This is a genomic window from Reyranella massiliensis 521, assembly GCF_000312425.1.
Taxonomy (GTDB): Bacteria; Pseudomonadota; Alphaproteobacteria; order Reyranellales; family Reyranellaceae; genus Reyranella; species Reyranella massiliensis.
This window is the reverse complement of sequence record NZ_HE997181.1, coordinates 2,642,683-2,654,794: the sequence shown is the minus strand read 5'-3', so window position 1 is coordinate 2,654,794 and position 12,112 is coordinate 2,642,683. Positions and strand designations below refer to the sequence as shown.

The 12,112-nt window shown below is 66.5% G+C and carries 9 protein-coding genes and 1 pseudogene; 8 read left to right on the top strand and 2 right to left on the bottom strand.

From position 1 onward, the window contains the following. The first annotated feature begins 120 nt into the window (after nt 1-120). The 5 genes from BN60_RS13115 to BN60_RS13095 all read left to right on the top strand — a co-directional run bounded on the left by BN60_RS13115 (nt 121) and on the right by BN60_RS13095 (nt 4,844). Entirely contained in the window at nt 121-1,917 is a 1,797-nt protein-coding gene (locus tag BN60_RS13115) for a hypothetical protein (RefSeq protein ID WP_020696517.1), read from the top strand. Between the two features lie 89 nt (nt 1,918-2,006). Next, nucleotides 2,007-2,339 carry a DUF7936 family protein gene (locus BN60_RS13110; RefSeq protein ID WP_020696516.1) on the top strand — a complete coding sequence of 111 codons (333 nt, stop codon included), beginning with the start codon at nt 2,007-2,009 and terminating at the stop codon, nt 2,337-2,339. Nucleotides 2,340-2,375: 36 nt separating this feature from the next. Beyond that, nucleotides 2,376-3,140, top strand: coding sequence for a phage minor tail protein L (locus BN60_RS13105; protein ID WP_020696515.1), 765 nt, complete (start codon nt 2,376-2,378; stop codon nt 3,138-3,140). Further along, the gene (locus BN60_RS13100) at nt 3,140-3,925 is read left to right on the top strand and encodes a Mov34/MPN/PAD-1 family protein (RefSeq protein ID WP_020696514.1); all 786 of its coding nucleotides are present in this window, start codon (nt 3,140-3,142) and stop codon (nt 3,923-3,925) included. The genes BN60_RS13105 and BN60_RS13100 overlap by 1 nt, the downstream gene beginning before the upstream one ends. Before the next feature lie 109 nt (nt 3,926-4,034). After that, nucleotides 4,035-4,844 (top strand): tail assembly protein, encoded by an 810-nt coding sequence (locus tag BN60_RS13095; protein ID WP_020696513.1) that lies wholly within the window; start codon nt 4,035-4,037, stop codon nt 4,842-4,844. Between the two features lie 7 nt (nt 4,845-4,851). Here BN60_RS13095 and BN60_RS13090 read toward each other — a convergent pair whose 3' ends face one another. Together BN60_RS13090 and BN60_RS28870 are read right to left on the bottom strand one after the other, a co-directional pair. Next, on the bottom strand, nt 4,852-5,460 hold the full coding sequence (locus BN60_RS13090; RefSeq protein WP_020696512.1) for a hypothetical protein: 609 nt from the start codon (nt 5,458-5,460) through the stop codon (nt 4,852-4,854). 32 nt (nt 5,461-5,492) lie between these two features. Next, on the bottom strand, nt 5,493-6,341 hold the full coding sequence (locus BN60_RS28870; protein ID WP_051150130.1) for a hypothetical protein: 849 nt from the start codon (nt 6,339-6,341) through the stop codon (nt 5,493-5,495). A gap of 400 nt (nt 6,342-6,741) precedes the next feature. Between BN60_RS28870 and BN60_RS28865 the strand changes: the two genes are divergently transcribed. The 3 genes and pseudogenes from BN60_RS28865 to BN60_RS28860 form a co-directional block, all read left to right on the top strand. Continuing rightward, the gene (locus BN60_RS28865) at nt 6,742-10,509 is read left to right on the top strand and encodes a TipJ family phage tail tip protein (RefSeq protein WP_020696511.1); all 3,768 of its coding nucleotides are present in this window, start codon (nt 6,742-6,744) and stop codon (nt 10,507-10,509) included. A gap of 142 nt (nt 10,510-10,651) precedes the next feature. Continuing rightward, the gene (locus tag BN60_RS30875; protein WP_020696510.1) at nt 10,652-11,362 is read left to right on the top strand and encodes a hypothetical protein; all 711 of its coding nucleotides are present in this window, start codon (nt 10,652-10,654) and stop codon (nt 11,360-11,362) included. A gap of 4 nt (nt 11,363-11,366) precedes the next feature. After that, nucleotides 11,367-12,112: pseudogene (locus BN60_RS28860) on the top strand (hypothetical protein); the annotation flags it as partial.

Below are 12,112 nucleotides of genomic sequence, written 5' to 3'. Positions count from 1 at the left end.
ACATTTACGATCGTGTCCACTTGCTCTCCATGGACACGATCACCGCGTCGACGGGAGACCCTAATCTCGGACTTCAGACCTCAATCGTACAGGCGGTCCCGGCGGAGGGGTACGGATGGCGTGGCCGATCCGAACAACTATGGCCAGGCGATCCAGATCACCCGCGGCCCTTCCGGTGGCCAGCAAGTCGCATTTATTCGGAACGGCACGCAGGTCGTCTCTCTTGGCTATATGCCGGGAAGCAACGCCTTCGGCTTTGGCCTCGGAATTACAACCGACGCCAGCTTCTGGCCCAACTATCTGGCCGTTGGCGGTAACGGCAACATTGGTATTGGGACTGTCACTCCCAATGCTCGCCTGTCGTTCGGGACATCGGCCGGATTAGCTGGCCTCTATCTCTATGACGACGGTAATGCAGGTGCGTCTGGCTTCGGCATTTCCCCCAACACCCTCAACATCTTCGCCAATGCGCTGTCCACCACCAACGCCGCCATCGCCTTCGGCAAATACGACAAGACGACCTTCACGGAGTGGGCGCGGATCGTTAATGGACTTGTTGGTATAGGTATCGTGCCCTCCGGCGGGCGATTGGAGGTAGCTCATGCCGGTGCGCGCGGCAATGATGCGCTCCGTCTCTATGCCAGCGGCACCCGGAAGTTCGTATTCGCCCAGTTTGACGCGACAAATGACATCGGTCGGATTGGGGCTTACGACATGGATGGTTTCGCAGGCAAGAACCTGTACTTTGATGTGGCTGCGCTCGGCGTTGGTTACGGTCACTCCAATCCCATCTTTGGCGTATCCATCAAAGTGGGCGATCCGAATATTTTCCTTGCAGCGGGCGCGACCAAAGGCGTTCGCGTCATGACGAACTCGACTGGAAGCGCCATCGAAGGTGTCGATGCGTCCGGTGTGGGGTCTTTCCAGCCCCTTACAGTGAAGGGCTCAACGCTTGAGTTGGCCTCAGCGACTGGTAGCAAACTGTACGTCACTGATGCCGGTGTCGGCATCGGCGGCGCGCCAGGGTCAATCAACCAACTTGAAGTGCATGGCAATCCAGGGCTCAAGGTGCTGTTCAAGAACTGGGGTACCGCGGGTTCTGCCAGCGAGTTTTGGCAGGATGTTGGTGGGCGCTCTGTATATCGCGGCGTTAACTATAATGGCCAGTATCTCCACGAGTACGGGGCCGGCATCAACACTCGCTACAGCGACTTTGACAGCCACCTCCTGCGGTCTTCAGGCGGGGTAGAGCGCGCTATCATTAACGCGACAGGCCTTGGGGTCGGCCGCAGCCCGGGAACGCCGCTCGATGTTATGTGGCCGTCACCCGTTACGACCAGTTATGCCAACATTGCCAATTTCGGTACCTATAATTCAGCAGGCGGTGCGACTCACACGCGCATGCTTATCGGGCAGGACTCGACGAACGTTATGTTTCTGGAAGTCGCGAACCAGGCTAACACGAAGGGTGATCTAGTCCTCCAGCCTTTCGGCGGCTATGTCCTTATCGGCAACCGCTTGTTCTCTGGTGCCGATATCGGCCAGTTCTCAATGCAAGTCAATTTCGACGGCCCTCTTACGATGGCGATGTACAACCACAGTGGCGGCGGTAGCGCGTCCTGCAAGTTCAATATGATCATCGGTGGTCGCCGCGTTGAGCGTCTTCTTTTTCATGCAGACAAGTGGATGCAGGAGAAAGGCTACGACATCGATCAGTTCTACTCCGAATTCAACCAGCACTTCTGGCGGAACAACGCCGGTGCCGACAAGATGTCACTGAACGTGAACTGCCATCTCTGGCTGGCAGGTACCACCGACCCGGTGACACCGGGGACGGGTGGTTACATCTACATCTCCGGCGGTGCTCTCAAATACCGTGGTAGCGGCGGGACCATTACCACTCTCGCGCCCGCCTGAACCTGTTTTCTTTTGCCGCCACCGGAACCTGCCCGCCCCGATCCCGGTGACGGAAGTCGCCTAATCATCGAACGACCAAGGAGGGTCGCATGGCTGTTGCTTTCACCTGGAAAATCGAGCGCCTGGAATGCTACCCCCAGGTCGGCGATCTGGAGAATGTCGTCGGCAAGGTCCACTGGCGCCTGTTCGGCCACGACGGCGAGGTGCAGGAGTCGATCTACGGCACCTGCGATATCGATCTCGATGCGCAGGCCGCCTTCGTGCCCTTCGAGGCGCTGACCGAAGCCACCATCGTCGCCTGGGTGCAGGCAACGCTGGGCGCCGAGGCGGTCGACCGCCACGAGGCCTCGCTCGCCCAGGCCGTCGACGCGCGGCTCAACCCGCCCATCGTGCCCCGGCCTCTGCCCTGGTCGGCCGCGTAGCAGCGCCGCCGCCGGCATCGCTCCCGGAGATCCCTCATGTCCTCCACCGCGCCGCACGGCGTGCTGCCGCATGGCGACGAGCTGTTCGCCGTCACGCGGGGGCTCGCCGCCGACAACCAGTCGCTCACGCCCGGCGACATCGTCGTGCTGTTCGACATCGACACCGCGCCGATCGGCGGCACGGAGATCTGGTATTTCTGTTCCGGCCTGGTCGACGGCGCTGCGCCGGTGTGGAAGGGCAACACCTACGCGCCGCATCCCATCGTCGCCGAAGGCTTCGAGTGGGCGGGCCGCGGCCAGCTGCCCAGGCCCAAGCTCACCGTCGGCAATGCGCTCGGCCTCCTGCAGGCCGCCGTCGTGCAGTACAACGACCTGCTGGGGGCGAAGGTCACGCGCTGGAAGACGCTGAAGAAATATCTCGACGGCCAGCCCGACGCCGATCCCGACACGCACTACATCCCCGACGTCTACCACATCGACCGCAAGGTCTCGCAGACCAAGGGCATGATCGAGTTCGACCTCTCGGCCGCGCTCGACCAGCAGGGCGTGATGCTGCCGCGCCGCCAGATCATCCGCGACTCCTGCACCGAGACCTATCGCAAGTGGGACGCCGCCACGGCTCAGTTCGTGCCCGGCACCTGCCCCTATGCCGGTGCGGCGAAGTTCACCGCCAAGGACGCGCCGACCGACGCGGCCCATCTCGACGTCTGCAGCCACAAGCTCTCGGGCTGCAAGGCCCGCTTCGGCGCCGACGGCGAGCTGCCGTTCTCGGGCTTTCCCGCCGTTTCGAGGACCCGCTGATGTTTGAGATTTCCCCCGCCGTACGCGACGCCATCCTCGACCATGCGCGGCAAGGCGCGCCCGAAGAAGTGTGCGGCGTCGTGCTGGGCAGGCACGACGGCACGGAGGGAGGCGACCGCTACGTGCCCTGCGCCAACCTCGCCGCCGACCGCACGACGTCGTTCGAGATCGACGCAAGCTTCATGGCGCAAGCGCGGGCGTCGGGCGCGCTGCGCGCCATCGTGCATTCCCATCCGCACGGGCTCGACGGCCCGTCGAAGACCGACATGGAACAGGCCGCCGAAGACGACGTGCCGTGGGGCATCGCCGTGCTCGATCCCGTGCACCGGCCCAAACTCTTCTTCTGGGGCGATATGCTGCCCGTCGCGCCCTACGAGCAACGCGTGTTCCGTCACGGCATCGCCGACTGCTACGCGCTGGTGCGCGACTGGTACCGGCAGGAGCGCGGGCTGGTCCTGCCCTTGACCCCGCGCGATCCCGACTGGTGGACCAAGGGCCAGCGGGTCATTGAGGACAATCTCCACCGCTTCGACTTCGACGCGTTCGGCGACAGCGAGCCGTTGCAGCCGGGCGACGTGCTGCTGTTCCAGGTCGGCGCGCCCACGATCAACCACACCGGCATCTATGTCGGCAACGGGCTGGTGCTGCACCATCTCACCAACCGCCTCTCGCGCAAGGACGTGCTGGGCCCGTGGAAGCAGAAGTACCACGCCAGGACGATGCGGCTGCGGCCTGGTGCCCTCCAATCCGCCGTGCAATCGATTGCAGAAGGGGACGGGCGATGAGTCGTTGTCATCCTGAGCGCAGCGAAGGATCCAATGGCCGTGAGACAGTCGTGTCCTGGGTTAGCGCAATGGGATCCTTCGCTGCGCTCAGGATGACAGAGAGGGCACCATGATGCGCCAGGTCTATCTCTACGGCGCGCTGGGCCGGCGCTTCGGCTATCGCCATCGCCTCGAGGTCGACACGTTGCCGGAAGCGATATGGGCGCTGTCGGCGATCCGGCCGGGCTTCAAGGAGTATTTCTTCCGCGGGCCGGCCTATTCCTTCGTGAAGGGCGCGACGCGGCGCGGCGGCATCGACCTCGACCTCGCCGAACTGCCGATGACGCTCGGCAAGCACGACATCCACATCATGCCGGCGGCGATGGGCGCGGGCGGCGGCAGCACGGGCAAGACGGTCGGCAAGATCATCCTGGGCGTGGTGATGATCGCGGGCGCGTTCTTTACGGCGGGTCTTTCGGCTGGTGGCCTCGCGATGGCTGCGGGCGACGCGGGGGCTATCGGCGTCGTCGAGGCGGGGATGGCGGCCGGCACGTTTGTCGGCGGCGCAGCTGCGGGCACGGGCATGAGTGCCGCGATCGGCTCGGGCTTGATCCTCGGCTCGATCACCTACGGCAACATCGCCTCGGTCGGCCTCATGATGGCGCTCACCGGCGTCTCACAGCTCATCTCGCCGACGCCGCAGGCCTCGCAGGCGGCCTACACGAACATGGAGCGGCCCGAGGCGCGGACGAGTTTCATCTATGGCGGCGCGGTCAACACGTCGGAGCAGGGCGGCCCGATCCCGATCCTCTACGGCCGCATGCGCATCGGCTCGACGCTGGTGGCCGCCTCAGTCTCGACCGATCAAATCGAAGGCACCGTCACCGCCGGCGCACCGGGCACCACCGCCCGCCAACCCTTCTCGGGCGGCGAGCTGTAGACGCCGTTCACTTCTCGAGTTCGATCTTGGCCGCAACGGGCCGGGCGGCGCGTTTGACGAGGATCGTGCCGCGCAACGAGTTGTCCGGCTGGAGGGCGAAGGTGCCGGTCAGGTGATGGGCCGGGTCGATGATGCGGATGTTCAGCCCGTCGATCGCGATCATGTACGGGCCGGGGCATTTGTGGCCGGCCGCCAGGGAAATGCAGTTCTGCGTCGCCTCCCGCTCGTGGAACTTGTAGGCGACGCTGCGGCCGTTGCTGCGGATCCACTGCTCCATCGTGCGGTCGCCCTTGAGCTCTTCGAGCAGGTCCAGCCGGACCTGGTCGCGCTGCATCAGCAGGATGGCGAGCGACTGGCTGCGCAGCGACTTGCTCTTGGAGGCAAGCCCCGTATCGACGGCGAACTTGCGGACGGCCGGCCGGTTCGAGCAGGCCAGCTCCTCGAAGGCGAGAAGCTGCTTCAGCTCGCTGCTGCCGCTATCCTTCATCACCTCCATCATCTCTTCGATGCGGGGCGTCGGCATGTCGATGAGCTTTTCGCAGGCAAGCGCTGCGCCCGAAGCGGCGACGGCGACGGCCAACCCCGCGAGCACGCTCGAGAAGATCCTGAGTGCCATGGCGCGCCCCCTGTCAGGCGATGGATTGGTTGTCACCTGATCACCTTGAAATCCAGCCGCGGCAGCTCGGGATCGATTCCCTCCAGGACGAGCGTGCAGTTGCCGATCCTGAACGGCTCGCCGAACGCCAGCGGCTGTTCCTTGAAGCCGGAGAAATAGTCGGTGCTGTAGAGAATCCAGCCGGCGGGCGCGGGCCGGACCGAGCTGCTGCGCCGCGCGCTCATGTCGGCCTGCCCGCACAGCGCGCGCGGCGTGTTGCCGTAGAGCGAGACGGTCTCGGGCGGGCCGGGCGAGAGCACAGGTGGCGGAAGCGCAGGTCTGCCGGCCGGAGCCTGAGGAACCGGAGCCTGGGGAGCCAGCGCGGCAACGCCCGCGCCCGACATCGCTTCCTGGGTCTGGGCCGAAGCCTGCGGCGAGGGTGAAGGCGAGGGCGCGGCTGAGGGCGAGGTCGAAGGCGCGGGCGCCGCGGCGGACTTTACCCCGCTTTCCGGCGGATCGTCCGTCGCGGGCCGGCTGGCTTCCGCCGGTGGCCGGGAGCGGCCGAAGATGCGGCCCAGCGGCTCGAAGTTGTCGGCCACGAAATAGCCGACGACGGCGAGGATGCCCGTTATGCCGGCCAGCTGCACGCCGCGGCGGACGACCTCTTTCCTCTTGCTGGAGCTTCGGATGGCCTTGTGGCCGTCGAAGATCATGAACAGGCCGCCGGCACAGAAGGCGGCCGCACCGATGGTCCCCGACGCCATGAACAGCCAGGTCCAGTCCTGAAGCTGGGTCTGGGCGCTGCCGATGCTGGCGGCGCAGACACCACCGCCGACCTTGCAGGCGCGCTCGGCCAGTATGGTCGTCTGTGGTTTGTCCCCCGCCTGAGTGTCCTTCGCCACCGGACGTGCCCCAAAGTTTTCGCGTCCGGAAACTCCCGTGAACGAGCGCCGGTGATTCATGGTTGTTCTGGCGCATGCCCACTGCAAGCGCATGTGTTCAGTCGAGGAGGTCGCCTACCCCTTAGGGAGTGCCACCTCTTGCCATTCAGGTGGGGAGGGCGATGAGAGACGCGGGTGGCGCGGGGCTGCGCCACTGCGGCCGGGGCGGCGGCGTCCAGCGTCCGCCGTCGCTACCCTGTCGGCTGTTCAGGCCTATGCGGGAGCCGAGCTGTGGGTCGTGGTGTCTTTGTCATCCTGAGCGCAGCGAAGGATCTCATGGCGTCGAGGACAGGGTGGTTGCGGCGGCGATGAGGTCCTTCGCTGCGCTCAGGACGACAGAGCTTTCTCCAGGAGGCAATCGGTGAGTTCCATCATCCCGAGCCACACCGTCTTCGGGCGCGGCGGCAGCGGCGGCAAGGGCGGGGCGAAGTCGGAGCCGGTGGGGCGCTCGCCGGTCGAGGCGCCGAACTCGCTGCAGTCGCGCTCCATCGCGCGCTTCCTCGACCTGTGGTGCGAGGGGCCGATCCATGGGCTGGTCAACGAAGACCAGTCGATCTACTTCGACGACACGCCGCTCAAGAACGCCGACGGCACCTTCAACTTCACCGGCGTCGCCTTCGACACGCGCTACGGCTATCCGTTCGGCACGCAGAGCTACATGGCGGGCTTCCCGTCGAGCCGCAACACGGTGTCGCTGGGCGGCGGGCAGGGGCTGGAGATCCGCAAGTCCAACGGCGGCGTCACGCGCACCGTCTCCAATCCGCAGGCCAACGCCGTCATCGTCAAGATCTCGACGCCCGCGCTCTACATGCAGAACAACGTGACGGGCGACATCAACCCCTACACGTCCAACTTCTTCATCTCCGTCAAGGCGCATGGCGGCGCCTTCGTGCAGACGCACTATGTCGGCTTCCACGGCAAGACGACCTCGACCTACCAGCGCGACTATCGCATCGCGCTGCCGGCCGGCGGCGCGCCGTGGGACATCAAGATCGTCCGCGAGAACGACGACGATCCGCCGGAATGGTTCAAGGACCAGCTCTTCTGGACCTCGATCACCGAAGTGGTCGACGGCAAGCTCGCCCATCCCAACGTCGCCTATTGCGGCATGCAGATCGACACGGCGCAGTTCTCGGGGTCCGCGCCGGCGCGCTCCTACGACGTCAAGGGCCTGCTGATCAAGGTGCCGACGAACTACGATCCGCTCACCCGCACCTATACCGGCGACTGGAACGGCACCTTCAAGACCGCCTGGTCCGACAATCCGGCCTGGTGCTTCTACGACCTGCTGACGAACGAGCGCTATGGCCTCGGCCTCGATCCCGCGTCGGTGAATCCCTGGAAGTGGGACCTCTACACCATCGCGCAATATTGCGACGCGGTGGACGAGAGCGGCGCCTACCTCGGCATCGACGACGGCGCCGGGGCTAAGGAGCCGCGCTACACCTGCAACCTGCTGCTGAACAGCCGCCAGGAAGCCTATGCCGTGGTCAACACCATGGCGTCGATCTTCCGCGGCATGCCGTTCTGGTCCTCGGGCGCGGTGCGCGCGACCGCCGACATGCCGAAGTCGCCGGTGGCGCTGTTCACCAACGCCAACGTGCTGGGCGGCGAGTTCAAGTACGAAGGCACGTCGCTCAAGGCGCGGCACACCACGGCCAAGGTGGTGTGGAACGATCCGGCCGACGCCTATCGTCCCGCCGTCGAATGGGTCGACGATCCCGAAGGCGTGGCGCTCTACGGCGTGCGCCAGATCGACATCGTGGCCTATGGCTGCACCAGCCGCGGCCAGGCGATCCGGGCCGGCAAGTGGGTGCTCGACACCGAGCGCACGGCGACCGAGACGGTGCATTTCCGGTCGGGGCTGGAGCTGGCCGACAAGTTCCCCGGCGACATCGTGTCCATCGCCGACGAGAACTACGCGCAGCAGATCTTCGGCGGCCGCATCGTCTCGGCCACGCTCGGCAGCGTGACGGTCGACCAGCCCTACGCCGTGCTGGCGGCTTTCAGCTACACCCTGCACATCACCATGCCCGACGGCACGTTGCAGAAGCGCACGCTCACCAACGCGGCGGGCGAGACCGCGACCTTCACCTGGTCGACGCCGCTGCATGAGGTGCCGCTGGCCGGCGCGGTGTGGGCCATCACCTCGACGTCGCTGGAGGCGCGGCAGTTCCTGCTGGTCTCCAACATCGAGGTCGGGCCCGCGACCTTCGAGGCGATGGGCGTGTTCCACGACCCCGCCAAGTTCGATCGCGTCGAGAAGGGCATCGTCGTCCCGCCGCCGCCCTACAATGTGACGCCGACCGGGCCGATCGTGCCGCCGACCGGGCCATCCTCCATGATGCGGCTCTATCAGGTGGGCTCGGCGGTGCGCGCGGCGGCGATCCTGTCGTGGGAGAAGTCGGACGACGGCCGCGTCTATGCCTACGAGGTGCAGGTCAAGGGGCCGCAGGACCTCGACTACCAGACCATCGGCACGACCTCGATGACCAGCATCGAGTATCAGGACAGCCAGGAAGGCGTCTACGATTTCCGCGTGCGCGCCAAGGCGCTGAACGGCAAGACCAGCGCGTGGATGATAGCGCCCGACATCACGCTGACCACCGCGATCCCGCCCAGCAACGTCACCGGCCTGCAGTCCGTCTACGATCCCGACGGCATCGCCATCAAATGGGACGCGGTGGAAGACCTCAACGTCGATCACTACGAGGTGCGCCGCGGCGCGAGCTGGGCCGGGGCCACCAAGGTCGGCGCGCCGCGCGAGCTGCGCCATACCGAGAAGGGCGTCGGCGCGGGCACGCACACCTACTGGGTCGCGGCGGTGACGCGGCCGCAGGGCATCTACAGCCTCGTGCCGGCAAGCCTCGACGTGGTGGTCGCTGCGCCGCCGACGCCCTCGGTCTCGGTCGCGCTGGAGTCCGACCTCTACAAGATCGCCTGGACCGGCGGCGCCTCCTCCTTCCAGGTCGAGGAGTACGAAATCCGCCAGGGCGGCGACTGGGCGAGCGGCGCGTTCGTCTCGCGCGTCAAGGGCACGACCTTCACCTCGCCGGTGCGCTGGGGCGGCAGCCGCACCTTCTGGGTGGCGGGCATCGACAAGGCCGGCAACGCCGGTGCGCCGGGCTCGGCCACGCTCAATGTCGCCGCGCCGACCGCCGTCTCGGGGCTGACCGCGCAGGTGATCGACAACAACGTGCTGCTGCGCTGGAGCGGCGCCACCTCGGCGCTGCCCATCGACCGCTACGTGGTGAAGAAGGGCGGCGCATGGTCCACCGGCACGCTGATCGGCGACAAGTCCGGCACCTTCACCAGCGTGTTCGAGAGCGCGGCCGGCACCTACACCTACTGGGTGGCGGCGGTCGACAGCGGCGGCAACGAAGGCGTGCCGACCTCGGTGACGGCGGTGGTCAGCCAGCCGCCGGATTACCTGCTGCGCGTCGAATGGCCGTCGGTCTTCGCCGGCGCCAAGGTCAACATGACCCTGCAGGGCGGCGTGCTCTACGGCCCGACCCATACCGGCGAGACCTGGCTGACGCACTTCACCAACCGCGGCTGGGACCAGCCGCAGGACCAGATCGACGCCGGCTACCTCGACTGGCTCGATCCCGGACCGGGCACCGCCTCCTACCGGGAGAGCTTCGACTACGGCTCGACGGTCGACGCCACGCTGGTGACGATCAATGTCAGCAAGGCCGACGTCTCCGGCGCGGTGGCGATGACCACGACGCTCGAAAGCAGCCTCGACGGGCTGGCCTGGACCATGGTCGGCACGGGATCGCAGCAATACGTGGCGAATTTCCGCCATCTGCGCGTGACCCTGGGCTTCGTCAGCACCGGCGCAGTGTGCGCGATCGGCGGGATGTCGGTGAAGCTCGCCTCCAAGACCAAGACGGATGCCGGGCTGGTCTCGGCCGGCGCCGGCGACAGCGGCGGCACGACCGTCCTGTTCAACACGCCGTTCACCTCGGTGAACTCGATCCAGACCACGCCCGTGGGCACCGCGGCGCGCTACGCGATCTACGACTTCGCGGGCGTGCCGTATCCCACGAGCTTCAAGGTCCTGCTGTTCGACGCCGCCGGCAACCGCATTTCGGGCCAGGTGAGCTGGACCGCACGGGGATACTGACAACCGCCTCCCCATTCAAATGGGGAGGTGCCTCGTCTTGCGAGGCGGAGGGGTCATGACCCTCTCGCCGCTTTGACCCCTCCGTCAGCGGAGACGCTGACACCTCCCCATTTGAATGGGGAGGCGAATACAGGAGATCGAGATGGCCGACTGGAACAATCCGCAGAACGCATCGCTCTACACCGACGTGATGCAGATGATCAAAGACCGCGACAATGCCGCGATCACGATGCTGGGCACGGGCAGCCTGCCGTCGAACCTGCCGAACGGCGCGATGCGGTTCAACACCTCCACCTACCTGCTCGAGAAGCTATGGGACGGCGTGTTCTACACGCAGGGCATCTCGATTGCCGGCGGCGGCACGGGCGCCACGACGGCGGCGGGCGCGCGCAGCAATCTCGGGCTGGGCGTGGTGGCGACGGCGAATGTCGTGCCGCTGGCCTGGGGCGGCACCGGCGCCACCGACTCCGCCGGGGCGCGCGGCAGTCTCGGGCTGGGCTCGATGGCGACGCAGAACGGCAACAGCGTGTCGATCACCGGCGGCAGCATCACGGGCATTGCCGCGCTGGGCATCGCCGTGGGCGGCACGGGCGCGAACAATGTCGGGGCGGCTCGCGTCAATCTCGGCCTGGGCGGGCTTGCCGTGCTGAACGCGGTGGGCGTGAACGAGATCTGGGACGGCCACGTCACCACCGCGAAGCTGGCCAACGATGCCGTGACGACCATCAAGATCGCCGACGGCCAGGTCACGGACGCCAAGATCGCGCCCGGCCTCAACGGCAAGGGCCAGCGCACCGTCTCGACCGCGGCGCCGTCCGGCGGCAACAACGGCGATATCTGGTACCAGGTGTAGGGCCATGGCGAACGAGTCGACATTCGTGAAGAACGCCGGGGCCTGGAAGAGGGCGACGGCGATCCACGTCAAGGACGCCGGCGTGTGGAAGCCGGTCAAGGGCATCTGGACCAACGACGGCGGCCTCTGGAAGAAGGTCTACTTCAAGTCGTTCCGCTTCGACTTCACCTACAATACCGCCGTTACGAACCTGAGCATGTCGACGCTGGCGACATACATGGGCTGGAACGGCATCGATCCGGTGGTGGGCAACGTCGTCCTCGATGCCGACGTCAACTCGGCGTACACCGGCGTCGCGGCCCTGACCTGCAGCGGGCTGCCGGCGGGCTCGGCGATCAACCTCACCGTGAATGCCGGCCGCACCGTCGGCGGGCGCGGCGGCCAGGGCGGCAACGGCGTGGCCGGCATCAACGGCGAAGCGGGCGGACTTGCGATGTACGTGCGCAACACGCTGAACGTCACGAACAACGGCACGATCGCCGGCGGCGGCGGCGGCGGCGGTGTCGGCGGCGACTATATCGACTGGGACCTCAATCTCTTCATCGGCGGCTCGGGCGGCGGCGGTGGACGCGGCGGCGGCACGGGCGGCGGCGGTATCAACAATGCGGGCTACACGCCGGGCGGCCCGGGCAACAACGGCTCCTTCGCGGGCGCCGGCGCCGGCGGCGCGGGCGTCTCCGTGGCGCGCGGCGGCGAGGAGGGCGGCCCCATCACCTGGCACACCGGCGGCAACGGCGGCAACGGCGGCGG

Coding starts and splice junctions, on each gene's coding strand:
- BN60_RS13110 (WP_020696516.1), top strand. CDS start 2,007: ATGGCTGTTGCTTTCACCTGGAAAATCGAGCGCCTGGAATGCTACCCC.
- BN60_RS13105 (WP_020696515.1), top strand. CDS start 2,376: ATGTCCTCCACCGCGCCGCACGGCGTGCTGCCGCATGGCGACGAGCTG.
- BN60_RS13100 (WP_020696514.1), top strand. CDS start 3,140: ATGTTTGAGATTTCCCCCGCCGTACGCGACGCCATCCTCGACCATGCG.
- BN60_RS13095 (WP_020696513.1), top strand. CDS start 4,035: ATGATGCGCCAGGTCTATCTCTACGGCGCGCTGGGCCGGCGCTTCGGC.
- BN60_RS13090 (WP_020696512.1), bottom strand. CDS start 5,460: ATGGCACTCAGGATCTTCTCGAGCGTGCTCGCGGGGTTGGCCGTCGCC.
- BN60_RS30875 (WP_020696510.1), top strand. CDS start 10,652: ATGGCCGACTGGAACAATCCGCAGAACGCATCGCTCTACACCGACGTG.